The following is a 26114-nucleotide window of genomic DNA, read 5'->3' on the forward strand; positions in this document are numbered from 1 at the left end:
AATCCAAATCAAAACAACTTATGAATAATAAATATTTTTTAGCCTTTTGCTTGCTTTGGGCATGCATATACAACGCAACTGCTCAGAATCTACCCAATCTTTCCATAACCGGTGTTCCTGGTACAAGTACTCCAATTGTAATTCCGTCGGCCTATAATCAAAATGGTAATAGTCAACCTTATTTATTTAACTATAAAAGGGTTTTCTCACCGCAGGTGCCTTTAACCAATGACGCGGCAATTGACAAGAATACATCAACAAGTCAAGTGTTGATGTCTACCCAATATTATGATGGACTGGGTAGAACGATACAGACGGTTAGCCGCAATAAGAATATCCCTCAAAAAAATTACGTAGAGATAATTGATAACCGTCAATCGAGCACGGAATATAGTTTTCTGCCTTATGGAACAGGGGGGACAGGTGGCTTTCAGATGAGTCCTTTTCAGGATCAGAAAGCATTCTATGATCAGCTTTACACTCAGGAGCAATCAACATCTTACTCCGTGAAGCAACACATTTCGTCCAATAGTACTCGCTCTTTATCGGTGTTTAGCCCGGGAAAATCGACGGCCGGTCAAAGCCGCGGTTTGGTGACTTCATCCACATTGAATAGTGCAAATGATATTGTTATCTGGGCGATTGATCCTGCGACACAATACCCGGCTAAAGTTGGTTTTTATAATGCCGGACAGCTGGCGCGAAGAGTAACAACAGGTAGCGATGGTTCAAACATTGAAGAATTTACTGACAAGGAAGGAAAATTGATTTGTAAAAGGATTCTTGTAAGAATTGATTCCACAAACGTGAGTGGTGTTCCCCCTGTCGACAACGGTGGCTTGTCAATAAACTTATTGGCAGGAGGCGTTGCACAATGGATATACACTCGCTATTATAATACGACCTACTACGTTTACGATAGACTTGGAGGATTAAGATTTACACTTTCTCCGAAAGCAACCGAAAAATTAAAAGCCGCAAACTGGCAGGTGTCTGCGGATATCATCGAAAATCTTTCCGATTATGTAGTATATGACAACAATAATAGGATTAACCTAAAGCATTTCGCCGGCGAGAATGGTGGTGAAGAATTTGTCTATGATCAAAAGAACCGGAAGGTTTTAAGTCGGAACCCTAAGTTATTATCAGCGGGGAAATGGGCATTTGTACTTTATGATGCATTAGATCGACCTACAATTTCCGGTTATGTCACCAACAGTAATTCCAGAGCCGCATGGCAGCAATTAATTGATAACGGTATAGGTTTCTATACCCCGAATGACCTGGAAAACTATATTGTGTTTGGCAATGGCGAAGGCACCTATCCGCAGACGCTATATAACTGCGATATTCAAAGTTATGTATACTACGACAACTATAATTTCAGCGACCCCGTTTTAGCTGCCCTGCCTTATAACGCAAGTTTTTTTAATGGCAATCTGGTGAGCTCGGTTTACTCAGTGGTGCCGACACAATCAAACAGAACCCGGGGATTTCAAACAGGTGCAAAAATCAAAGTGATCAAACCGTCTACCGCGCCGACTATTCCAAACGTAAACGATTGGATATATGCCGTTACTTATTATGATGACTTTGGTCACGTGATTCAAACGGCATCTAAAAATTTTGTATCGGGCAAAGATTATGTTTCATCTCAGTATAATTTCAAAGGTCAGCTTCTTAGAAATATTGTTTACAGTGAAAACCCACTGTGTACAGCCAAACCTTCAACTACCATTGTCAAAGACTATCTGTACGCAAATTACAGTTTTAAGTTATCGGGTGTAAGACAAAAAATTGACAATGGTGATTGGGTTCAGATTTCCGGATACGCATATGATGATCTTGGCAGGGTTATTAGAAAAGCCCTAAATGCGGTAGAAAGTCAGAGTTATGACTACGATATCGCAGGACGGTTGACCGGAATTAATAAAAGCTATGCTGAAACCGGATCAACCGGCAGCAATACAACGTTTGGTGAGTCGATTAAGTATGATTATGGATTCACTAATCCCTTGTACAACGGTAATATTTCCGGCATAGTATGGAAAGGCCCGGGCGCCGCTCCGCAAAAAGCCTACGGATATCAATATGATCTTTCCGGCCGCATGGTTCAGGCCGATTACAGTGAATACAATTCACCAAATGCATATTCATTGGCTTATTGGAATAATGTTAAGAGTGATTATTCAGAGAAAGGGATTCAATACGATGCAAACGGAAACATTACCGCGCTTAAACGTTATGGTCAAGTCGCCGTAAACAACGTGATACAACCGCAGTTAATTGACGATCTTAATTTCCATTACCGTCTTGGGGATCTATCCAATCAATTTGACTATACAACAGACAATGTGACCAACCAAACGCTTACTGACTATGATTTTAAAGACAAAGGAAGCAGTGCGGTAGATTATGTCTATGATCCAAATGGAAATCTGATTTCGGATGACAATAAGAAGATTAACATAGGTTATAATGTGCTTAATAAAGCAGAGCAAATCAATTTTGTCAACACAGGCGATTATATCCGGTACGTATACGATGCAAGCGGAAACAAACTCATGGAATTGTACTATATCGCCGGTGCAAAATATGACTTTAAGTATCTGCCTTCGCTAGTCTATAAAAGCGATGCACTGCAGATGCTCCGCCACGATGAAGGTTACTGTTTGCTGAATGCCAATAATAATTTCGATTACTACTACTATGTCCGTGATCATCTGGGTAACACGAGAAATGTTTTGCAAGCATACCAGGCCCCGATTTCAAGGCAGTATTTGGCGGACCATGAAATAGCTTCTGCAAATCTGGAGAACGTTATTTTTAGCAATATCGATTTAGTACGCGGCGACAAGCCGGGCAGTACTGATCCGAATGATACAAAGGCGGTGATCTTAGACGCAAATGATCCTAACAAAAGAGTAGGCACTGCTATTCTCTTGCAGGTAATGGCCGGAGATCAGTTTAACCTTGCTGCCGACGCCTATTATGAAAAAGCAAATAATGGGAATCCGATTCCGCCGGATCAGGTATTAAGTTCTCTGATAGGTACACTAACAGCAGGGAGTGGCGGAATAGGTGCTACAGAAGCCGGTCAAAGCGAGCGTTTAATTAATCAGATGTTTACTCCGGAAAATTATCTGGGGGTTTATAGTGATCTTGTTCAGTCAGTCACAGATCCGGCATTGCCTCAGGCATATTTAAACTATATAGCGTTTGATGAGAATTTTAAGATAATTCCGGAACAAAGCGGTGCCATTCAACTCAGCGGCGACCCGGGTGCATGGCATACTATCGGTACGCCGGCTCCTTTAACTGCAAGCCGCAATGGCTATCTTTCCGTGTTTCTATCGTCTCAGAGTCCTGTGATTCAACCGGTGTTCGATAAATTCAGAGTTACCCTAACCCGTGGTAATCTTGTAGATGAAAACCATTACTATCCGTTTGGACTAACGGTTAACCTCGCATCCCAAAGCTCGATCTATAACAGGTATTTGTTTTTAGGGAACATGCTAGATAAGACGAACGGGCTCCACTTATACGACTTTAATGCACGACAGTATGATCCTCAGGTTGGTCGTTTCCTTTCAATTGATCCATTGCATGAATACAACAATGGTTATATCTATAGCAAAAACAACCCGGTAGTTTTTCAGGATAAAACGGGATTGAAAGGTAGTGAAAGTGTTTGGAACTCCGGTGTGGGACTTACTTATTGTTGGGGTGCGTCAGGAGTATATGGTGGCGGTGCTGCAGGATTTTCGCTTGATGCAGACCAGCGCAGAGCCGGTAATAACGCGTTTTGGACAACAGTTGGACATGTGGCAATGGGGGTTGGCGGCGCCATACTTACCGGTGGGCTCACGGAAGGGGAAGCAGCTTATGTAGCAGCTCAAAATGAAGCGAGAGCAGCTGCAGAGGCGGCAGCTTTTAGAGAAGGAGCAGAGTCTGTCGCTTCTAGTGTAGCTCGGTTAGGTGGCCTGCCTGGTGGCGCACTTAGAGGGCAGGCGGAAAGAATCATGGCAACTAACGCATTGGGACCTATCGAAACGGCTTTAAGTGATTATAGCGGCACAGCCAGCGGGAAGTTTTTAACCGAATACAGCGCCGTTATGAATACTGCGTCTGCAACGGGAGATGCGGTAAAACCGGTAGCGGCGATTGAGACAAAATCTATGAGTCTCCTTAATGATGATTACACAGCATTCAATGAGGCACTAAAAACAGGGCATAAACAAGCTGGTGCAATACAAAATTTATCGTCATCTTCGATGGTTAGTTTTGAAAGTGGGAGGAGTAATCTCGCATTTGGTATAGGAGATGATCTCTTTAAATTTGCTGAAAGTAAAGGGTTTGACACCTATAGAAATTTCTCTGTGGGATTTCAACAAGATAAGATTTTGGAAGCGATGGAATCATATGATAATATTCATTTTAACACTACAGGGTTTAGCAGGTATAAATTTTCTAAATTTGACCCGGGTGGAATTCTCAATTATAGAAATTATACAAATTGGGAAATGCATACGATAATGAACGATCCATTTTTATTAAATAAGACTACTTTTTATAAAAGTGTTGATGATAGTTACCAAATAATTTCAGATTACAATCCTTATTTTAAATAAATAAAATGATTTATCAATCCAACCGGAAATTTAGACTTTGGGCATACACGGTTAGCCATAGCTCTTTGTTGCTAAGAAGTGAGATGAAATTTGTGGATCAAGAAGACTATTCGGAGAATGTATCGTGGAACATTGATATAGAATTTTGGGCTGTTTCCTATATTGACACTGCGCATGTTTTGCCAGGATTAATTATGTCTGAAATTACGGGAACAATACTGCCTCAACGAATTCGACAGAAAACGACCACTGGGCAAAAAGTATACGAAATCGAATCGGGTGGTGTAAAATATTATATTATTGCAGGGGGAGTGCTAGTTGGTGAAAATAAATGGGAAAATGAAGATCGTATATTTAACTACAGTATGAACCTGAAACATGACAATATTTTAGCGATTGGATAATGTAAAAAGAACCTTTATCCTTTTAATTTTTTTCAAGTAATTGACATGTGAACATTTTGGGAATTCTTTAGAGAAATTTCTGACTAAAAGAAATAGTGTTTATTGGAATGGAGAAAATTTTCTGAAATAATGACCATATATACCGAAATAAGAGAAGCTAACAATATTCTAAAAAAATATTTAGGCGCAAAAGTCCAGGTTTGGATTTTTGACGTAAGTCATAAACGTTTAGCGTTAAAAATTTCTTTACCTACACCGTCAACAGGATATCCTTTGACGGTGTATATCGTTGCGATCACATGTGAACATATTACGGGGGCCTTTTCTTGGAAGAATGGGAATCTCGTAATTAATGAGTGTGTTGATAATAACTTTGGGGAAGTGATAAAGTTAACGGATAGTTCAGCGCATTTTGAATTAATTGCGTCAGGAGGATTTGTTGTCGCCGAAGGAATGGAAGAGGAATTTGGCACTTCCTTTGATAATCTTTTAGGCGGTCATGTGGAATGAACCACATAATTATCTTGTGCCTGGTCCATATAATTTGGGTATTAGCAATAGGATTGTAAATACTGTGCGTACTTTTTTTAATAAGAAAACAAAAAGTTAGTATAGAAGAGGTTTTCGTTAAAAAGCTATGGGATGAAGAAGATATTTTGTTCTATATACATTTTCAAAACGGGCGGGCGATAGAACAAATTGAAGTGAATTCTCAGGGTGCAGTTTTTCTTTCAGAAGATCAACTAAGCAAGGGCGAATCTAAATTGTTTGAACATAGCCTGTCAGATTTGGAATTAGATAGAAATGACTTTATCACCAAAGATGAATTTTATTTGGTTTGGAATAATCAATAAGAGATTGCCCTTTAAAGGGCAATCTCTATTCTTTGAAATTTTCAACTATGACTAAGTTTATTTTTGGATAATTACTTGCGACAAGCTCTATTATAGTTTTTACATTGACCCAGTTTAGACCTCCAAGTCCTGCTCCGATTTTAGGTAATGCAATTTTATTGATTTCTTGTTCGGTAGCGAGATGTAACATGGTTTCAAACGATTTTTCTATGGCCGCAATGTCTGCTGAGGTTCGCCAAGATTTTTGAGTTGCGAGATTAAAAATATTGACGTTTTCTTGATTGTATTCAAAAACGTCCCCCAAAATAAATTTGCCTTCTTTGCAGCGTTTTTTGTATTCAAGATACATGTTGGGGTAACGCTCTTTGAATTGCAGCGCAATTCCTTTTCCCATAGCACCCTGACAATTGCATCCATGCGCATAGCTGGTTACACCGGAAATCTTAAAGATGTCGCCATATTTGACATATGTGATTATGGCTTTTTTTATAAGCAACAAAATAGTAGTAAATAAATATGCTGGACAGATTTAATGAAAATTCCATGCAATTTAGATCATTAATTGCTTCGGCAATGATTACGATTTCTTTATCATCTCACGCCAAAACATGGGAGTCCGCTGCCAAACAAAAAGCAGCCAAGCAAATCTCCCAAAAGTATCCTCATTCAATTTTATGATATGATAATCTTCTCAGATTTAGATAACGATTTTCGAATACTCGACTATTGTATTTCGCACAGCCAGCTATTGATACGTAGTTTACGGAATAAAGATCGAAACTATAACATCGATATTCACTTTAAAGCAGTAGATTTTTTGCATATTCAATCTAGGATAACAGGAATAGAGATATCGCGACTCGATGCAGAAAAATCCGACCAAGTTGGCAAAGAATATACTCTGACTCTTAGAAAAGGTGATTGTGTTTTTTGCTTAAAAGAAGCTTCTGGAAGAAGCTTCTTTATTGTGGCAATGGCCGTGGGCGCGTTCCACAGTGACGTCGACATTTTGGAAACAACCATCGGTCGATTTGGTTATAATTCACCAGGAGAAGGAGTCTTGTGGTATTCAGACAGGGAACCAGGGGATTTTAAAGATTAAATGAATAGGCGTGACAATATTCTTAGATTTAAATAGCGATTTTCGAATACTCGACTATTGTATTTCGACAGCCAGCTATCGATACGCAGCCTGCGAAATAAAGATCGAAACTATAACATAGATATTCACTTTAAAGCAGTATCCTTTTTGCATATTCCATCTAGGATCACAGGAATAGAGATATCACGGCTGGACGAAGAAAAGTCAGCGCATATTCGTAGATAATACGCGCTGACTTTCAGGACGGGAGATTGCCTTTTTTCCGTAAAAGAAGCATCCGGAAGAAGCTTTTTCATTGTAGCAATGGCTATGGGTGTGTACTATAGTGACCTTGATATTTTGGAAACCTCTGCGCTATCGCCAACACATTACCCCGTCAGGACACAACGACGAATGCAAGAATTAATCTATGACATACGAGCAAATGGGGTTCAAGATCCATTGCAGTATGTAATACATGAAGGGCAAAACTATATCGTCGGCGGAAATCATAGATATTTCGTAGCACCCAGATTAGGCATTACAGAAGTTCCTGTTCAACAAGTACAATTACCATTCGAAGGATATAATACTCCGGCCGACCTTCAGATGAGCGGTCATATGCCGACCTATTGGAGATATTTGAAATGGCCGAAATAGAAAAAACATTTAATTTGGTTTCTTGTAGAAAAATCATTTAATGAGATCCGATATTGATGCTATAAATGCCAGCTCTTTTTCTGCAAGAAACCACTAACTATAAAAGTAACTAAAATGGCACTTTGGCAATACGATTTTTATGTTTTACCACGGGCTGCATTTTCAGATAAGCCTGCTGATTTTCGTTTCGATTGGGCAGAAGGTTTTGATACGGCTTCTTATTGGTCAAACCCATCTTACACGCGAAGCTGCTTTGCTGATGTAGCAAGAATTTTGCGCCCAGGGAAATCCTGGAGTAAAAACACAGATCTTTATGGTGATCAGGAATCTAATTCCTTCGAGGTACTTTTTAACGAGGAGGTAATCGAAGACGTTTCTTTGAGGATTGATTTCCGGGCTGACTATAGCAATATTTTGGAAGCGTTTATCGAGTTCTTCTTTACGAATGGTATGGTGATTACCGATTGTGAATTGATGCAAATACCCTTGAACTTAACAAGTATCAGGCATATTATTGAATCCTCGTCCCGATACCGGAATTACGGGATACTTGGTGGATTTCCACCGGGTACTAAATTTTAAAATAAATCAATATGGCACTTTGGCAATACCAATTTTATGTTTACCTCGGGCACCGCTTTGCAACAGACCATCTAATTTTCATTTTGAATGGGAAGAGGGTGTTGACGATAGTTACCAAATAATTTCAGATTACAATCCTTATTTTAAATAAATAAAATGATTTATCAATCCAACCGGAAGTTTAGACTTTGGGCATACATGGTTAGCCATAGCTCTTTGTTGCTAAGGAGGTGGTAACAAAATTGACCTGTTTTGCGACAGCGATTGAGCACTTGGAATAGCGTTTAAAAATTTCCAGCCGCCCCCAAAAAACAAATGGACGACGCATGGTCATCCATTTATTGATAGGCTTTACGGAGCTGAGCTCGGATTGGCTTTTTAACGAACTGATAGTTGGGTCCGGTTATATTTGTTCGTTGACTGTACGAATTAAATACATTGTTTTTGTTCAGTAGTCGATTAGTTGACCAACGGTATATTCAGTTTACCAACGGGCGCTGGAAATCTCTATACTTGCCAAAGTCCCCTTTACACGGCCGTTTTCGCCTTTCAGCTCTACGAGATTAAAAGTGATCACTTCCCGGTGCGTCCGGTTCATGTGTTCAATTCTTTTGCGCAGATTAGAAAGACCCAGCGATTCATGCTGTGGATCAATATGACTCGATTTGCCCTTCAGGCCTATGCCATTGTCTTCAACTTCCACAAAGAGTGACTGGCCTTTTTCGTAAACACGAACCGTCACCTGATTTTGCGGTGATTCTTTTGGCAGGAGTCCGTGGCGGATTGAATTTTCTACAAGCGGCTGAATGAGCAACGGCGGAATAAACACATTGTCGAGATCAAGCTCCGGATCTACATCCATCGTATAGTTGACAAATTCTGCGAAGCGCAGTTTTTCCAGTTTCAGATAATTGGCCACCAGATTTAGTTCCTGCTCCAGCGAGATGGTGTCTTTGGTCACATTCTGCATGTTCTGGCGGATCAGCCTGGAGAAGGTTACAAAATATTCGTCCGCCTTGTTTTGCTGATTTTTAAACAGGTTTTGGATATTGTTGAGTGTATTGAAAATGAAGTGCGGGTTCATCAGCGCATTCAGCGCTTTAAATTCCATTTTCTGGTATTTCATGTCCGCCTCGTAATCTTTCTGTCTTCTTCTCAGTACCCGGCGGGTAATGAAAATAATAATCATCCAGGCCAAAATAAGAGCGGCGATAATGACAAGTGTGATGAACCACCAGGTAGCCCAGAATGGCTTGAGAATATTCAGTTGAAAGGTTACAGTATCGGAATAGCTATCAGCAGCTTCTTTGGCACGGACACGGATATAATAGGTGCCATAATGGGCGAGATAAAGATGGATCGTTGTTTCGTCAATGGTGTGCCAGTCGTTGCTCTCGTTTTGAGAAATGGAGTATTCGCATTGAAGATCGCCTCCTCCGAATGACAACGGCAGATAGGAAATTTGTAAGTCGCCAGTCTCCCGGTAAGGAATGTCTATCGTATTCTGATTAGCAGCGTAGATACTGTCTTTTGTGCGCAGCGAAACAAAATAGACAACTGGTTTGCTCGAAACATCAAAGAGGTGTTTGGTGTCGAGCCGGACGATAGTTCCGTTTTTAAAGAAATAGCTGGACGTGGAATCTGCACAGATATATTCCGTTTGCGGCGGAATAAAACGGGATGCTATCGGTTGTATATGAAAACCATTTTTCGCTCCCGGTTTTGTAAGCGCCACCATGTAGTATTTGTCGCTTGAGCTGATAATAATGTGGCTGCTGTCGATCTGATAAAATCCATCCCAGATGCTGGCGCTGTGAATGATTGTATCTGTTACCGGGTTTTGTTGTTCAAGATGGGAGATCAGTAAGGTGTTGTCATGTTTGTAGCCAATTAAAAATCCGTTGAGCAGACTGAATTTTCTCAGGCCGATAGCTCCATATTCTGGTTGTACAATGATTTTGTCTTTTTCAATTTTATAAAGACTATCTACTGTTGAGACCCATACATTTCCTTCTGAATCTTTTGCCCAGCCAAAAAAGCGTTCATGTTTTTCCGGATTTGATTTGAGCAGACGAACCTGGCTGAAATCGTGACTCTTGATGACCGTTTTGGGGAGGTAAACAATATCGTTGAATCCCTGCAGATAGACAGCACTATCAGTGACCGCCATATTTTTAAAACAGCCAGCGGTATACATCGGCAGCTGCTCGGCTACACGTGCTTTATTCGTTTGCAGCTGGTCCAATATCAGACAATCCCAGGAAGAAAAATGATAGAACTGCAGATTGGTGTCCAGATAAGAAGCTGCGGGCAAGTCTCTGTATTCTAACCTGCGACGCGCGGCCGTCGGCATCGTTTCATAATGACCAAAATCTATGTAGTATAAATAGGGATTGGGCGTGCGGAGCATGATTTCATCTTTGAAAGCATATCCGTCAAACAATTTTTTTACAGTGTCATTTTTTAAGGTGTATATATTGTTGTTCTGTGTAGTAAAATATAGTTGGTTATGGATGATCCGCGCATAGATGATCCGGGTTTTGTCCGGATTATTGAAAATGCCGAAATGCTCATAACCCGCATTTAAACAAAATATCCCTTCGTCGGTCGTAGTCACCCAATAATTTCCAGACGCATCCTTTGTTGCAGAAGATACTACATGGCCCGGAAACAAAAACTTGTTCTGAGGCAGAATCAGCAGCCCTTTCGAAGTACACATCATTATCTGATGCCGCTCTTTGTCTTCCAACATGCCTTGCGTTTTCATGCCACCGCTAGCGGGTGGAATTTTGCATATGGCGGTGTCATTTCTGATGATCTCGTGGTCAGAAATCAGATAGCGCTGATCATTACTGATATAGCCGACCGCCAGCGAATCCGGTATTGTTTTATGAATGCTTTTGCCAGAAGTATCCCAGAGATAGGCGAAGCTTTTATAGAGGATTTCGTATTGAGCGGGCGATCTTTTTACGATTTGCCGCATGCGCCAGGAGTCTTCTTTCAGCGAGGCAATATTGTAGAGATGCACTTTTTCGCCAATGATATTCAGGAAATAAGTGGAGTTGGAAAAACATATGGTGACGCTTCCGTCATACTCATTGAAAATGCTGAAAATAAAAGGGTATTTAGCTGGTAATTTCAGGAAGGGTGTATTAACTGCCGTATGGATAATCCCATCTTTATAATAACAGAGACTTCCGTTGAAAGTACCCATCCAGAGGCGATTGTATTTATCTTCTCCAAAACAGAAGATTTCATTGTCAGGAAGACCGTCGGCAGTGGAGAATTTTTCAAAACGTACGCCATTATACCTGGCAATGCCTTTATCTGTGCCAAACCATAGTGCTCCTTTAGAATCCTTATAAACGCAATAAACAGTATTGGAAGGCAGTCCGTCCTGGATCGTATAATTGCGGATAGGGTACACCTGCGCATTAGCTTGTACAAATACCAGAGTCAACAACAAGAACAGAAGATAGGGGAGCCTGCTGAGTTTGAGCGCCATGCTGCAATGTACAAAAAAGCCTGTAGAGACGTTGCATGCAACGTCTTTAGGAAAGGTGCGTTGTTGCGAGCTGCCGTTCACTGGATAAAATACAGGGGCAGCATTCAAAGCGCTACTATGGAAAGGTAACGCGGGCATGGATTTATTTATTGGTGCGCTAATGGTTTGCCTTGTTTGTGCGGTAATGATCATGGCGACCTAAGTTGAGGGCTTAAGCGTTGAACCGGAAACCTTCAGGCTTTGAGCGTTCGGCGCGTTGATCAGCGGAATATTTTCTCTGCAAACAGATTCAGCACTTCCACCAAAATCAGGATAATGATGATCCATTCCAGCAATGTGCTTTTGCGGTATTGCATGATGTCTTTAAACAATTCCAGGTTTTCCTTCACGATCTGCAGACTTTCCTCAATGCTTTTGAAACGTTCCTGCAAATCAAAAGTCCGTTTCAAGCCGAGGTCGATGCGGTTGAGTTCTTCATCCTCCCAGGTTTCCGGAGGTGAATCCAGGATGTACAGATTTTCGGAGATTCTGTTTTTCAGATTGAGCGTTTTACCGATGAATTTCTGCAGCTTTTTACCAGATACATTTAAAGTGCCTTTCTGTTCCAATGTGCGGGTATGCGCGTTGGTTTCTTCGAGCAGTTTAGCTGTTTGTTCAGAATAATAATCCAGCGCCACTGACTGCGATACATTCAGCATTACCAGTCGCAGTGCATCCACATTCGGATCGATGAGTTCAATAGTATTGTAACCTACTTTATTGGTCTTCGCATAAGGCGCGATCTCAAATTCTTCACTGAGTTCCTTTACGAAGAAAAAGTTTTTGCAGAATGGTGCAACGACCTGGAGAAAAGCGCCTATTTCGTGTTCTGTATGATTGAGGAAACAGACGACGCCATATTTGAACACATAGATAAACTGATGTTCCTGCACCTGAAAAAATAGCTCGTCGGCATCAGCTTTCAGCAATTTCATTTTCACCAATTCCTTTACGCCCCTGATATCGATGCTGTCGGCAACCTGGTATGATAAAACCTGCATCATGGTGTTTTAAGTTAATGAAAATATGGGAGTAAATCAATTCTGTTTTGCCGGATTAAGACTATAGATGAAGGTGTAATGGGTTTGATAGAGTTTTAGTTTTTTGAGTGAACCGCGGCATTCATCGAAATTATTGCACCGGTAATACTGCATATAAGTCATAATGGGCAAGCCGGAAGCTTTTTCAACGATTTCTTTTTTGATCAATCGATCAATTGGCCCTTCTCCAGATAGGATCATGTCGTAATAAAATTGGTAGCAATCAATTTTTCGTCCTTTCCAGGTAATAGTCGTATCGCCGAGCCCAGTCAAAATATTTTGGACGGCGTATGCGCTGTCTTCTCCCCAATAGCCCTGCATTAGCTCACCAGGATGGTTTGTGTACATAAAGACATTAAAGTACTGGTCTTTATACCAAACGCTGTCGTTTTTGATTATAATGTTTTGAGTTGTTGGTGATGGTAATTCCTTTTTGTCTGTATACATTAATTCGGGTAAATGTTCCTTCGTGTATTTTTCGCGTTCTTCGGTAGACGAGAATATTTTGTCTTTCAGCAAATCTGCCTGCACAGAATCCCGCCACTGACTCCATATCAAAAACTTATAATCGCCGCAGCCAATGATTTTTTGGCTGTTAAAATTAGTATCGCAGATAGTGTCCGTCACACAGTATTGCACAAGGTCTATATTGTATCCGTGTGTCACTGCTGAATCTGCAAAGCGGAATTTGGTGTAGCAACCTATTCCTTTCTCTAACTCCGGATTGGTAATGACCTCGGCATATTTTATTTCATTCTTGTAAAAGATAGAATTGGTTTGCGCATTGCTTTTTAAAGAAAACAAGGCAATGATAATGGAAAATAGCAGGGCGAAAAGTTTCATCGTGTTTCTGGAATGGTCTCTCAAGATAACGTTTATATAGACGATTGTAACTTTACAAACCAGCAATTAAAATGAGGTTTTGTACGTTACATTTATACCAAACCTTTATCGAAGATGAGCCGCCTTCGTTTTTATTTGGTGCTGATGTACCTGAGTTTGTTTATCGCTGCCTGCAATGGTCGGCGGGTAAAGGAGCAGATGATTTTTGCGCCAGTTGGAGACTCCCTTGTGAGGCAGCACCTCAATATACTATTTGATGCATCGGGCAATTATTGCATTAACGCGGAAAAAAATGGACTTCACTATTTTTATACAGCGCATGATACATTTGGCGGGTTTAAAACGATTGAATCAATTAGCGGCAGAGGATCGATTCAATGGAATTCGGATTCTTCTGAGCAAGAAAAGGTCTATTTTAAAAATGGAAAAGGAGTAGAAATTTACGGACCAATAAAAGGGAAAATTACCAACTGGACAGATGGGAGCACCACACAGCATCTGGCCGTTATTTCGGTATACAAGGACAGTATATTCTATTATGTGGATAGCTGCCTTGTCGCAGTTAAGAAACTTACTCCCGATATAAACGTAAACCCTTATGATCCCTGGTGCGATTTTTCAGAGAACGGACATAATATCTACTATGTAAAAAGAAGTGCATTATACTATCTGTTTGTCGATAATAAAATGATAGATTCTTCAGTGAAAGAATATGGAAGTCTTGCTGTCAATAACAATGGTAACTATTTTTTTGTTGGCTGCAAACGTAAGCCGGTAGCGAATGATGCATATATGATCCACACATCAGATGGTACAACTGGTCCCGTAATTTCATCGTTCGCAAACCAGTCTGGCCTGATGGAAAATAACGCTTCTTATTTTTTCAATCTCAGTGGTGACGATGACGATGTGGTTTTCAATAATTGTATGGTGAGGGGAACTAAAAACGCAGGAAATTTTACACTCGCGGACAGCAAGAATTTTCTGTTTACCTACACCAATGCAGGGAAATCAATAGTGAAAGTGAATGGTCGCAAGTATGAGTATGATTTTGAGAATATTTACTATCCGAATGTAGATGCAAAGGGCAATTTTTCTTTTTACGGACTAAAGGATTACTACTTGTATAAGTATGTAAACGGTAAAATGCAGTCGGCACCTATTTCAAAATATGGGGTGCGTGCCGAACCATTGTATATTACGGCAACCGGCAGTTCGCTCCATTATTTTAAAACGGATGATTCTGTTTATTTCTACCAGGATGAAATTTTACTGATGTCGGCAAAATATCATAGGGGAAATATTACGGTAACGCCGTTTGAGGACCTGCTTATGATGCCTGGCAACAGCAACGTTTCTGACGGCAGTAGTATCTGGTATCTCAAAATAGACACGGTTGGTTATATGGTGTGCAATGGTCAATTTTCAAAACCATTTTCCGCTTTTGATCGAGATTCAGTCATGGAAGCCCAATCTTCTGGCAGCCATTATTTCCTGGTGCTGAATGCGGGTCCCAAACGATATCGTATTCTGATGAATAACAAAATCGATGCAGTGATTGATAAGGTGGAACGGCTTATTTATAATCCTTACTTTTTTGACGGGAAACATCTGACGTTTTACGGAATTAAAAACCATGCTTATTACCAATTTTATCTTTAGTATGAAAACGCGCATATTACTCACGGTCTTATTTCTATTTGCGCTTCACTCAATCCACGCGCAAAAAATGCCTTCGGATTATTTTGATGAGGGTACTAAAGCCTTTAAGTCAAACCGGTTTGATGCCGCATTACAATCTTTCCGTTATTTGGTGAATCATCATCCCAAAAACGACCTTTATCCCGAAGCACTTTATAATTACGGTGTCTGCTTTTATGAGCTAAAACTGAACGACAGCGCAATCGGGGTATTTAATCAGATATTGAAAAGCAATGTAAATGACAAACAGAAAATGCCAGGAGGTATTGTGGCCGACCCTTACGCAAATTATAAGAATCGGTCCTCGTCAATGCTGAGCCTTATTTACGAAGACAAAAAAATGTACGAGAAAGCAATTTACTATCATTCGTTGTCAGATACCGTATATCGCTATCAGCATTTTTGTGGTAACGAAATATCAGAAAACCAGGTGCATAATGCGTTACGTTACGAATCTTTGTACAAAAAACTTGGCAGAAGGGATGATGCAATCGCTTCACTGTTGCCGGCTGTTTTTATTTATTTTGCCAATAACGATGCAATCATAAAAGAATTAAAAGGCTTGTTGACCGGCAGAAATGGACTTAAAGCCAAACTCGATGCTTCGATTGTGGCGATGTATCCTAAATCAGTTGGCGATTGTGGCGATCATTATAAAAGATACTATTTTAAATTTCTCAACGTTGAGATAACAGTCCCCGCAGGGTTTGACACCGCAACGCACCCATTTGACCGTAAATATTCCATTGGTGAAATCCACGACAGCAACTTCTACAAAATGATTGCTTCCTTGTAGGATAAGATTGTAGGCTAAGATTGATGGATAAGTTCTGATGGCTAAAGGGATTTTTGCATTGGATTGCTTCGATAGGTATTACGCAACGCAACCGGCCAAAGGTAACGCAGGCGTTAAGAAATGAAATGCAGACTGCGTAAAGCAATTATGGTGGTTGTAAAAGTTGTTACGGCTGGCTATAGATTTGATCGGCACCGCAAACAGCTTAATAGTAAGCTTTAATAATTGTAGCTGTATGCCTTTTCATTTTAGCCGTAGTTTCCTTAAGCCTTGAATTTTTGGTTACTTTTTTTTCAAGAAAAAAGTGACAGATAACATTCCTATTTTTAATCCTCCAATAAAAACAGGAATCTATGAAAATTGCCACCTATAATGTCAATGGAATTAACAGCCGTCTGCCAGTATTACTGCGCTGGCTGGAAGAAGCGAAACCAGATGTGGCTTGTCTGCAGGAATTAAAAACACCGCAAGAAAAATTTCCGGAGGAAGCTATTTTAAATGCGGGTTACAAAGCAATCTGGCATGGACAAAAGAGCTGGAATGGTGTAGCGATTCTTACGCGCAATTTGGAAATACAAGAAGTAAGACGTGCATTGCCTGGAGATTCGGAAGATCTGCACAGCCGCTATATTGAAGCGATCGTCAACGGTATCACCATCGGTTGTTTGTATTTGCCGAATGGCAATCCTGCGCCTGGTCCGAAATTCGATTATAAGCTCCAGTGGTTTGACCGGCTCATCGCGCATGCAGGTGAATTATATAAATCGGGAGCGCCAGTGGTACTTACCGGCGATTATAACGTAATGCCCACCGATATTGATGCATACAAACCAGAGCGCTGGGTAAAGGATGCATTATTTCTTCCCGAAACACGTGCTGCTTTTCATAAATTGATTGATCAGGGTTGGATGGATGCCGTTCGTACTTTGCATCCCAACGAAGTTATTTACACGTTCTGGGATTATTTCCGGGATGCTTACGGCCGCAATGCAGGCATCCGTATCGATCATTTCCTGCTGAGTGAACCATTAAAAAGCAAGCTGAAATCCTGCGGTGTAAACCGTGATGTTCGCGGTTGGGAAAAGACCAGCGATCATGCACCGGTGTGGATTGAGTTGAATCTCTGATTTTCTGATCGCTGACGTCTGATTTGACGTTCTCACAAGGATGCAAAGCCGTCACGCTCAGTGAATGCGTGAGGGCTCGTAACGGCGCAAAGGAGTTATCAATATAAAAGTCAGGTAAAAGCCAGTTCGCGTTTTTCATTCCCGGCGGAGTCGAAAGATTGCTTTAATGGTCGGACGACTCCAAGTCGTCTGACCATTTTTCTGCGAGAAACCTTATTTAATGAGCCAAGCTTTGGGCCTTCTGCGTTGAGCTTTAGGCTTACCTATAGACGCAGATATTATCATACAAGGTATCTGTCCCAATGACTGTATATAATTTGTAAAAACCATTCGGAAGGCTGTCAGTTCTTACTTCAACATTGGTGTATGTAGTGCCGGTAAGCGTAACTATTTTGTCAACGACCGGATTTGGCTGACCGTACAAAGACTGGTTTTCTACTTTGACAACAGCCTTGGTGTACGGAATTGTATCCGGATGATTACTATAGGCAGCGGCCACCAGCCAGATTTTTGCCGTGGTGCCGTTTGTTCCGTGAATTTCCGTCATCAACAGATCGCTGCAAGGATTCGGGTAGCATAAGATCTCATTGCCATTGAGGCTGGTCAATACATTCGGTGTACCCATCGGCCCCATCGGTTGCGCGTTGATATTCCGCATGTTTATCCCTGTAATTGCCGGAGCATGCGAAGTGTTGTCGTCTGATTTTTTACAGGCGGTAAAGCATAAGATACCTAATGCGGCAGCAATCAATAATCGGGTCATGGGGGTAATTTATGCGAACAAAAATAGGTGAATTTTTAAGTTAAGGGCAGAGAAGCAAAGACGCAAGAAGAAGTAATTAACTGGAACATATCCAACGCCTTTGCCGCAATGTAGCTTTGAAGAAAACTGTAGCTAAATCCTTGAATCAGTAATCCTTCGACTTCACTCAGGATGATGGAAAATCTGATATAGCGATTTTAGAAATCGAAAAGAGTGCCGGAATTCCGCGGCCGCGGAATCATTTCTATCGCAAATTCAAAATGGAGATCGGCTTCGCGCATTAGCTCTTCGATACTTTTTACGGCCTTGATTTTTTTGCTGACCGCAATTTTGTTTTCACTGAACTGAATCAGTTTGTACTGCATTTTTTTTGCAGACATGGTCATTGGTGTTTTCATAGTAGCGTTTTGGGTAATGCAATATTAGTCAAAATTCAAACAAGCGTAAGGCGCAAGGCTGAAATCTGAAAGCGTATTTTTATCTGCGATAAAGAGTGGAGCGCTTCAGCGTTGACAACGGAAAGTTGACTTAAAAATTGCGTTTTGGTTTAAAATGTGGTTGGATTTCTACGGGTTGTTTTGGGGTGCTTTGGACGCTCGGCGTTGCGCATTCAACGGTGTAAAAAAGTTTTAACAAATAAAATATTTCCAGTTGTCTGATTTCATTCTACATTTGCTGCGTTGTTCCCTTTTGTAAATAGTTGTTATAGAATAATATAGCATATTTTTTTAAGGTTTATGCCGTTAAGTGTGATATCCTTTTTGCTATTGCTTTTCCAGATCTTCCATTCCGGAGGAGAGAAAAGTATTGTGCATAAAGCCAATCCGCTCGTAACTGCACACCATGGATTCACCTTCCGGAAGTCCTGCATTACCAGAAATTTTGTCTACGCAATCGGTACCGATGAGTTGGAAGACGCCGAAAACAGAGGCGTTGAAGTTTCTGATGTGGGTTATTTGGATAAGGTGAATACAGATGCAATGTTCACTTCGTTTGAGATTGTTCCGAATACGGCTCGATATCAGGAAGTTCTGAAACTTCAGAGCCGGCGGCTGTTTCTTTTCCATTGTAATTTCAGAGTCTGATCGATCAGATTTCGTGGTATATCGATAATTATCACGCCTACGTTTTTTAATTCCGGAATTTTTACCCGCGCTTAACTTTCTTATATAAACCAAAGCCAGCCGCTTTAGTCTATATAGCCGATCAAAAACTATTACAATCAAAATGCAATCTGCCTTAACCAGAATGGTGTGTGTGCTTGGTGTACTGCTGCTGACCTTCAGCAATGTACTGGGCGCAGACGTGCAGGTATTGCATCGCTGGACGAATAGTGAAGACAGCGAGGTGCAGCAGGGTAGTACGGATGGTATTTATGCGGGTTTCTTTGCGCATCTTTCTGCGCATGATCAGAACAATGATAGCGTAGGCTGGTGTGTAGCGCCAAAAACGCCGGGTAAAAAGGTCAGAATTGTCTCCCGTAATCCGTTCCGTAAATACGCCAGACTCCGCGCTTGCCGTTATCATGATTGTGTGCGGTATGCGCCGACAAAAATGCCTTCGGGATGGAAAGTAGTGCATTGTGCAACCGTGCAGGATTTCATTGAGCGGGGAATTAATTTTGCCCGTTCCAATACAAACGGCGATGGCTGCAAGTTTGAACTTTCGGATTGTGACGACGAAGACGACGATCTCGTTTCTTTCAAAAAATATGATAACAGCCAGATTTTCGCGCTGTTCGCTGCAGCACCCGCTGTAATTTATCTCCACCGCATTGCCAAGGCATCCCTGCCTTTCTGCAATCATCTTGCATCCTCCGCTTCCGATAAGTGCATTGTTTTGCGTGTTATGCGCATCTGATTCTAATGCATTCGCAGCAGGCTTTTGATGAAGCCTGCATTTTTCATTTCATTTTTTACGGCTCAGAATGTGTGGTGCTATCAGCGCGGCATTTTTCGGGTACGTTTTACAAATTGATCAAGTTAATCTGAATCAATCTATCAGTTATATTTTATGAACAAAGTGCTCATGCTTGCAGGTTTGTGTGGTATCCTCACATATGCAAGCTGCAAAACCGAAACACAGGAAAAAGAAGTTGAATCAAAACTTCAAGTAACCAGTCCGCTGAAAAAGGACACCTCCATTATTAAAGAATACGTGTCGCAGGTGCGAGCGATTCGCCACATTGAATTGCGTGCGCAGGAAAAAGGTTATCTGCAGAAGATCTATGTAGACGAAGGTCAATTCGTAAAGCAAGGCCAGCTGCTGTTCCAGATTATGCCGACCGTTTACCAGGCTGAACTGCAGAAAGCAGAGGCGGAAGTAAAATTCGAAGAAATTGAATATCAGAATACGAAGAAACTTTCTGACGGTAACGTAGTTTCTCCAAACGAAACTGCAATGGCGAAAGCTAAGCTGGATAAGGCGAAAGCGGAAGTTGCGCTGATGCAGGTACATCTTCAGTTTACCGAAATCAAAGCACCGTTTGATGGTATCATCGATCAGTTTATGGTAAAACAGGGTAGCCTTGTAGACGAAGGTGCGCTGTTGAGCAATCTTTCAGATAACAGCAAAATGTGGGTATACTTCAATGTGCCGGAAGCTGAATACCTGAACTATAAAGCAAAAGCGGAAGGCAAAGAAGATGTGCCGGTGAAGCTGATGATGGCCAACAAAGAATTGTTCCCTTATCCTGGTGTGGTAGAAACCATCGAAGCTGATTTCGATAATGCAACGGGTAATATCCCATTCCGTGCAACATTCCCGAATCCTAAAGGATTGCTGCGCCATGGTGAAACAGGTAATATCGAAATGGAAGTGCCGATGAAAAATGCGCTGATTATTCCGCAGAAAGCAACTTTCGAAATTCTCGACAAGAAATATGTGTTTATCGTAGACAAAGACAATAAAGTAAGATCAAGAGAAATTACGATTGCTGCGGACATGCCGGATCTCTATATCGTTTCTGCGGGTATTACCGAAAACGATAAAATATTGCTGGAAGGCTTGCGTAAGGTAAAAGACAATGATCATATCAGCTACGATTTCAAAGATCCGAAAGCTGTGATCGCGTCGCTTACATTGCCTGCAGAATAATTCAAGAATTAAAAAACAAGAACAATGTTTAATAAGTTTATAAAAAGGCCGGTGCTTGCCATAGTATTATCTGTGGTGATCATCTTTTTGGGGATACTGGCTATCGAAACCCTGCCGGTTTCGCAGTTTCCTTCTATTGCGCCGCCAATGGTTGTGGTAACCATTGCGTATCCGGGTGCAAGTGCCAACGTACTCGTTGAGTCTACGCTGATTCCGATGGAAAAAGCGATCAACGGTTGTCCGGGCATGAAATACATGACTTCCGATGCCACCAGTGCCGGTGAGGCCACTATCCAGGTTGTATTTGACCTTGATACGGATCCGAACCAGGCGGTAGTAAACGTGAAAAACCGTATCGAGCAGGTGACCAACCGTTTGCCGGTGCTCGTACAACGTGAAGGTATCGTAGTAAGCTATACCTCACCAAACATGCTGATGTATGTGAACTTGTATAGTAAAGATCCTAAAGCGGATGAAAAATTTCTGTACAACTTCGCGAGTGTAAACATCATTCCTGAAATTAGCCGTCTGCACGGTGTGGGTAGTGCGAAAATCCTCGGTAGCCGTCAGTATGCGATGCGTGTATGGCTGAAACCTGACCGTATGCGCGCTTACAATGTATCTACTGAGGAAGTGATGCAGGCATTGTCTGAACAAAGTATCATTGGTTCGCCGGGTCGTTTGGGGCAAAGCTCTGGTAAGCGATCGCAGGCACTCGAATATGTACTGACTTACGAAGGGCGTTTCAACAAACCAGAACAATATGATAATGTAATCATCCGCTCCAATCCGAATGGTGAATTGCTGCGGCTGAAGGATATTGCCGATGTAGAGTTGGGTAGTGAGTTCTATGATATCTACTCCAATATGGATGGTCACCCGTCTGCGGCGATCACATTGAAACAAACTTATGGTAGTAATGCGAGTGATGTAATCAAAGAAGTAAAAGAGAAACTCGAGGAGATCAAGAAAAGTTCTTTCCCTCCGGGAATGGAATACCAGATCAGCTATGACGTATCTAGCTTCCTTGATGCCTCTATCGAAAAAGTAATACACACACTTGCCGAGGCATTTATTCTCGTGGCAGTCGTGGTATTCCTCTTCCTCGGTGACTGGCGCTCTACGCTTATCCCAACATTGGCGGTACCGGTATCATTGATCGGTGCGTTTATGTTCATGAAGCTATTAGGTCTTACGATCAACCTCATCACATTGTTCGCCCTCGTATTGGCCATCGGTATCGTGGTGGATAATGCGATCGTCGTCGTGGAGGCTGTGCATACAAAAATGGCAGAAGAACATCTCTCGCCGTATGCCGCGGTTAAAAAAGTACTCGCAGAAATCAGTGGTGCGATCATCGCCATCACCTTATTGATGACAGCGGTATTCGTACCGGTTGCGTTCATGACGGGTCCGGTGGGTATCTTCTATCGCCAGTTCTCCATTACCATGGCGACTTCCATCGTTATCTCCGGTTTCGTAGCCTTGACATTGACACCGGTGCTTTGTGCGATGATCCTGAAAAATACACATGGTCAACCGCGTAAGAAAACACCGATCAACATGTTGATTGATGGTTTCAACAAGCAATTTGATAAACTGACAGGTAGCTATGTGAAATTGCTGCGTCTGATTGTAAATCGTCGTGTGATCACATTCGGTCTACTGATTGCATTCTGTGCGGGTATCTGGGCTACTTCCAAAACACTTCCGGAAGGCTTCATTCCAGCGGAAGATCAAGGACAGATCTATGCGATTGTGCAGACACCTCCGGGTTCTACACTGGAAAGAACGAATGATATCGCGAAGCAATTGCAGAAAATCGCAGAGCACGTGGATGGCGTTCAGTCTGTATCCGCATTGGCTGGTTACGAGGTATTGACAGAAGGTCGTGGTTCTAACGCCGGTACTTGTATGATCAACCTGAAGAGCTGGTCGGAACGTAAGCACACCGCAGAACAGATCATTCAGGAACTTGAAGAAAAAGCAAAAGCGATTCCGGGTGCAACGATCGAATTCTTCCAGCCACCAGCCGTTCCTGGTTATGGTGCCGCAGGTGGTTTCTCGCTGCGTTTGCTCGATAAAACAAACTCCAGTGATTATAAGGCATTCGGAAAAGTGAATGACGACTTTATGGCTGCGTTGAAAAAACGTAAAGAGCTGACAGGTCTGTTTACCTTCTTCGCTGCCAACTATCCGCAGTATGAATTGAAAATCGATAACCAGGCTGCGATGCAGAAAGGTGTTTCGATTGGTAAAGCAATGGACAACCTCGGTATCCTGATTGGTAGTACGTACGAACTTGGTTTCATCCGCTTCGGTATGTTCTATAAAGTGTTCGTACAGTCAGGTCCGGAATACCGTGCATTGCCGGAAGATCTGCTGAAACTGTATGTGAAAAATGATCGTGGTGAAATGGTGCCTTATTCGGCGTTCATGAGCATTCACAAAACACAGGGTCTGAATGAAATTACCCGCTATAACATGTATCCTTCATCGGCCATCAATGGTGCGCCGGCTCCGGGTTACAGTAGTGGTGAGGCGATTAAAGTTATCCAGGAAGTAGCGAATCAAACGCTGCCGCGCGGTTACGGTATTGACTGGCTGGGTCTTTCGAAAGATGAGGCAAGCCGTGGTAACGAGGCCTTGTACATCTTCCTGATTGTATTGTTGTTCGTGTACATGGTACTCGCAGCGCAGTATGAAAGCTTCATTCTTCCTTTGGCGGTTGTGCTTTCACTGCCGGTCGGTGTATTTGGTGCGTTCCTGCTCCTGAAATTAATGGGCTTGTCGAATGATATCTATGCACAGGTTGGTCTGGTAATGCTTGTCGGTCTCCTCGGTAAAAACGCCGTATTGATTGTAGAGTTTGCCGTTCAGAAAACACAGCAGGGTGCCACCATTTTTGATGCGGCAATTGAAGGTGCGAAAACACGTTTCCGTCCGATCCTGATGACATCCTTCGCGTTTATCGCTGGTCTGATTCCATTGCTGTTTGCAACTGGTCCGGGTGCGTTGGGTAACCGCACGATCGGTGCGTCGTCTGCAGGTGGTATGTTGCTCGGTACAATACTCGGTGTTATCGTAGTTCCAGGTTTGTATTATGTCTTCGCGAAAATGGCTGCTGGTCGCAAACTGATCAGAGATGAAGACGAAGTGCCGTTGACAGAAGACTTTACCGGCAACACAGGCAAAAAGAAAAAGAAAAAACGGAAGTGGAAATGGCGCAGTGATGAAAATGAGATTGGGAATGGAATTTCACACATCGAAAAAAATGAACACTAATGTTGAAACACAGTAAATATATCTGTCTTGGGATGGCCAGCATGGCGCTGAGTTTTACAGCCTGTAAGCTGCCGACTCCCATAACCAGAACAGAAAATAGTACCGTTCCTGCGAGTTTTAATAACTCGCAGGATTCTACCAACACCGCGAGGGTGAAGTGGAAGGAATATTTTACAGATCCATATCTCGTAGCACTGATTGATACAGCACTGAAAAACAACCAGGAGCTGAATATCATGACGCAGGAAATTGCGATTTCTAAAAATGAAATCAGAGCGAGAAAAGGGGAGTACTTGCCGTTTGTAGGTGTAAGAGCCGGAGCGGGTGTAGATAAAACAGCGCGCTATACAAACATCGGCGCGATGGAAGAAAACACGGAAATTGAACCAGGTAAGAAAATGCCTGATCCTCTGCCGGATTATCTCGTAGCTGCTTATGCAAGCTGGGAGATCGACGTTTGGCATAAACTGCACAATGCGAAAAAAGCAGCAGTTGCCAGATTTCTTTCTTCGGTAGAAGGCCGGAATTTCGCCATCACAAATATGGTAGCGGAAATCGCGGATTCTTATTATGAATTGCTGGCGCTGGATAATCAGCTCGCGATCATCAATCAGAACATCGATATTCAGACGAACGCGCTGAAGATCGTGAAAATGCAAAAAGATGCGGCACGTGTTACAGAGCTGGCGGTTCGCCGTTTTGAAGCGCAGGTATTGAGCACGCAAAGTATGCAGTACGGTATTCAGCAGAAAATTACGGAAACCGAAAACCGTCTCAACTTCTTGTTAGGTCGTTATCCGCAGCACGTAGATCGTAATGATCAGACGTTTACTGCTACAGCTACACCGGATATTCATTCTGGTTTACCATCGCAATTGCTGGCCAATCGTCCGGATATCAGAGCCGCAGAACAAGATCTTGCCGCTGCGAAACTGGATGTGAAAGTAGCGAAAGCGCGTTTCTATCCGTCTTTGGGAATTTCTGCATCGATCGGTTATCAGGCATTTAATCCGTCGTTCCTGCTGAAAACACCAGAGTCTATTTTGTATTCACTGGCGGGTGAACTGGTAGCACCATTGGTAAACAGAAATGCGATTAAAGCAACCTACTATACCGCCAGCGCCAAACAAGTGCAGGCTGTTTACAACTACGAGCGTACTATTCTGAATGCTTATGTAGAGGTGGCGAATCAACTCGCGAAGATCAATAATCTCAGTAAGAGCTATGATCTGAAATCGCAGCAGGTAGATGCGCTCACACAGTCCATCACTATTTCTAATGATCTCTTTCGTTCGGCGAGAGCAGATTACATGGAGGTATTGCTGACGCAGAAAGACGCACTGGAATCTAAATTTGAACTTGTAGAAACCAAGAAAGAACAGATGAATGCAGTGGTAAATGTTTACCGTGCATTAGGTGGCGGCTGGAATTAGGGCTGCCGGAGTTAAGATTTTTTACCTTTCATCATTTAAACCGAGAACCTCTGGCTGGCGCCAGGGGTTTTTTCGTTGCTTATTAATTCAAAAGTAAAAATTCAAAAGTCAAAACATTTGCGCGTTATCATGGTGAGCGTAGCCGAATCATAAAATCGCTGATCGCTGATGTCTGATTTTTCGCGCAGCGTTTGTCATGGTGAGCGGAGTCGAACCATTGTGTTTAGGGGCACTTATTTGACGATCTGACTTAAAACAACGAGCGGTACGCTAA

The 26114-nt window shown here is 42.1% G+C and carries 19 protein-coding genes; 12 read left to right on the forward strand and 7 right to left on the reverse strand.

Annotated features, from left to right (window positions below):
* Nucleotides 1–20: 20 nt before the first annotated feature.
* From DN068_RS01040 to DN068_RS01050, 3 genes are all read left to right on the forward strand, one after another.
* Nucleotides 21–4631 carry an RHS repeat-associated core domain-containing protein gene (locus tag DN068_RS01040; protein ID WP_110997019.1) on the forward strand — a complete coding sequence of 1537 codons (4611 nt, stop codon included), beginning with the start codon at nucleotides 21–23 and terminating at the stop codon, nucleotides 4629–4631.
* Nucleotides 4632–4636: 5 nt separating this feature from the next.
* Complete coding sequence (locus DN068_RS01045; protein ID WP_123985187.1) at nucleotides 4637–5035, forward strand: hypothetical protein; 399 nt, start codon at nucleotides 4637–4639, stop codon at nucleotides 5033–5035.
* Nucleotides 5036–5164: 129 nt separating this feature from the next.
* A complete protein-coding gene (locus tag DN068_RS01050; RefSeq protein ID WP_110997021.1) occupies nucleotides 5165–5545 on the forward strand; it encodes a hypothetical protein in 381 nt (126 codons plus the stop codon).
* A 369-nt stretch (nucleotides 5546–5914) separates the two neighbouring features.
* Here DN068_RS01050 and DN068_RS01060 read toward each other — a convergent pair whose 3' ends face one another.
* A complete protein-coding gene (locus DN068_RS01060; protein ID WP_317047126.1) occupies nucleotides 5915–6388 on the reverse strand; it encodes a macro domain-containing protein in 474 nt (157 codons plus the stop codon).
* 180 nt (nucleotides 6389–6568) lie between these two features.
* Between DN068_RS01060 and DN068_RS01065 the strand changes: the two genes are divergently transcribed.
* Entirely contained in the window at nucleotides 6569–6991 is a 423-nt protein-coding gene (locus DN068_RS01065; RefSeq protein WP_110997023.1) for a hypothetical protein, read from the forward strand.
* Between the two features lie 753 nt (nucleotides 6992–7744).
* Nucleotides 7745–8212, forward strand: coding sequence for a hypothetical protein (locus tag DN068_RS01075; protein WP_110997025.1), 468 nt, complete (start codon nucleotides 7745–7747; stop codon nucleotides 8210–8212).
* A gap of 484 nt (nucleotides 8213–8696) precedes the next feature.
* On the opposite strand, the gene DN068_RS01080 is transcribed toward DN068_RS01075, so the two are convergent.
* The 3 genes from DN068_RS01080 to DN068_RS01090 all read right to left on the reverse strand — a co-directional run bounded on the left by DN068_RS01080 (nucleotide 8697) and on the right by DN068_RS01090 (nucleotide 13639).
* Nucleotides 8697–11855: a sensor histidine kinase gene (locus DN068_RS01080; RefSeq protein WP_165836243.1), complete on the reverse strand. Its 3159-nt coding sequence runs from the start codon at nucleotides 11853–11855 to the stop codon at nucleotides 8697–8699.
* Between the two features lie 122 nt (nucleotides 11856–11977).
* Nucleotides 11978–12760 (reverse strand): RMD1 family protein, encoded by a 783-nt coding sequence (locus DN068_RS01085; protein WP_110997027.1) that lies wholly within the window; start codon nucleotides 12758–12760, stop codon nucleotides 11978–11980.
* A 33-nt stretch (nucleotides 12761–12793) separates the two neighbouring features.
* Complete coding sequence (locus tag DN068_RS01090; protein WP_123985188.1) at nucleotides 12794–13639, reverse strand: hypothetical protein; 846 nt, start codon at nucleotides 13637–13639, stop codon at nucleotides 12794–12796.
* A 114-nt stretch (nucleotides 13640–13753) separates the two neighbouring features.
* Between DN068_RS01090 and DN068_RS01095 the strand changes: the two genes are divergently transcribed.
* The 3 genes from DN068_RS01095 (at nucleotide 13754) to xth (ending at nucleotide 17263) form a co-directional block, all read left to right on the forward strand.
* A complete protein-coding gene (locus DN068_RS01095; RefSeq protein ID WP_110997029.1) occupies nucleotides 13754–15301 on the forward strand; it encodes a hypothetical protein in 1548 nt (515 codons plus the stop codon).
* A gap of 1 nt (nucleotide 15302) precedes the next feature.
* Nucleotides 15303–16136 carry a tetratricopeptide repeat protein gene (locus DN068_RS01100; RefSeq protein ID WP_123985189.1) on the forward strand — a complete coding sequence of 278 codons (834 nt, stop codon included), beginning with the start codon at nucleotides 15303–15305 and terminating at the stop codon, nucleotides 16134–16136.
* Between the two features lie 353 nt (nucleotides 16137–16489).
* Nucleotides 16490–17263 (forward strand): exodeoxyribonuclease III, encoded by a 774-nt coding sequence (gene xth, locus DN068_RS01105; RefSeq protein WP_110997031.1) that lies wholly within the window; start codon nucleotides 16490–16492, stop codon nucleotides 17261–17263.
* A gap of 259 nt (nucleotides 17264–17522) precedes the next feature.
* On the opposite strand, the gene DN068_RS01110 is transcribed toward xth, so the two are convergent.
* The 3 genes from DN068_RS01110 to DN068_RS21915 all read right to left on the reverse strand — a co-directional run bounded on the left by DN068_RS01110 (nucleotide 17523) and on the right by DN068_RS21915 (nucleotide 19093).
* On the reverse strand, nucleotides 17523–18026 hold the full coding sequence (locus tag DN068_RS01110) for a hypothetical protein (RefSeq protein ID WP_110997032.1): 504 nt from the start codon (nucleotides 18024–18026) through the stop codon (nucleotides 17523–17525).
* A gap of 197 nt (nucleotides 18027–18223) precedes the next feature.
* Nucleotides 18224–18424 carry a hypothetical protein gene (locus DN068_RS01115; protein WP_110997033.1) on the reverse strand — a complete coding sequence of 67 codons (201 nt, stop codon included), beginning with the start codon at nucleotides 18422–18424 and terminating at the stop codon, nucleotides 18224–18226.
* Between the two features lie 366 nt (nucleotides 18425–18790).
* Nucleotides 18791–19093 (reverse strand): hypothetical protein, encoded by a 303-nt coding sequence (locus tag DN068_RS21915; protein WP_123985191.1) that lies wholly within the window; start codon nucleotides 19091–19093, stop codon nucleotides 18791–18793.
* 160 nt (nucleotides 19094–19253) lie between these two features.
* Between DN068_RS21915 and DN068_RS01125 the strand changes: the two genes are divergently transcribed.
* The 4 genes from DN068_RS01125 to DN068_RS01140 all read left to right on the forward strand — a co-directional run bounded on the left by DN068_RS01125 (nucleotide 19254) and on the right by DN068_RS01140 (nucleotide 25840).
* Nucleotides 19254–19886, forward strand: a complete 633-nt coding sequence (locus DN068_RS01125; RefSeq protein ID WP_123985192.1) for a hypothetical protein — start codon at nucleotides 19254–19256, stop codon at nucleotides 19884–19886.
* A 153-nt stretch (nucleotides 19887–20039) separates the two neighbouring features.
* A complete protein-coding gene (locus tag DN068_RS01130) occupies nucleotides 20040–21122 on the forward strand; it encodes an efflux RND transporter periplasmic adaptor subunit (protein ID WP_110997036.1) in 1083 nt (360 codons plus the stop codon).
* 24 nt (nucleotides 21123–21146) lie between these two features.
* Complete coding sequence (locus tag DN068_RS01135; protein ID WP_110997037.1) at nucleotides 21147–24407, forward strand: efflux RND transporter permease subunit; 3261 nt, start codon at nucleotides 21147–21149, stop codon at nucleotides 24405–24407.
* Nucleotides 24407–25840 carry a TolC family protein gene (locus tag DN068_RS01140; protein WP_207798827.1) on the forward strand — a complete coding sequence of 478 codons (1434 nt, stop codon included), beginning with the start codon at nucleotides 24407–24409 and terminating at the stop codon, nucleotides 25838–25840. The genes DN068_RS01135 and DN068_RS01140 overlap by 1 nt, the downstream gene beginning before the upstream one ends.
* The last annotated feature ends 274 nt before the right edge of the window (nucleotides 25841–26114 follow it).

Source organism: Taibaiella soli (assembly GCF_003236175.1).
Taxonomy (GTDB): domain Bacteria; phylum Bacteroidota; class Bacteroidia; order Chitinophagales; family Chitinophagaceae; genus QKTW01.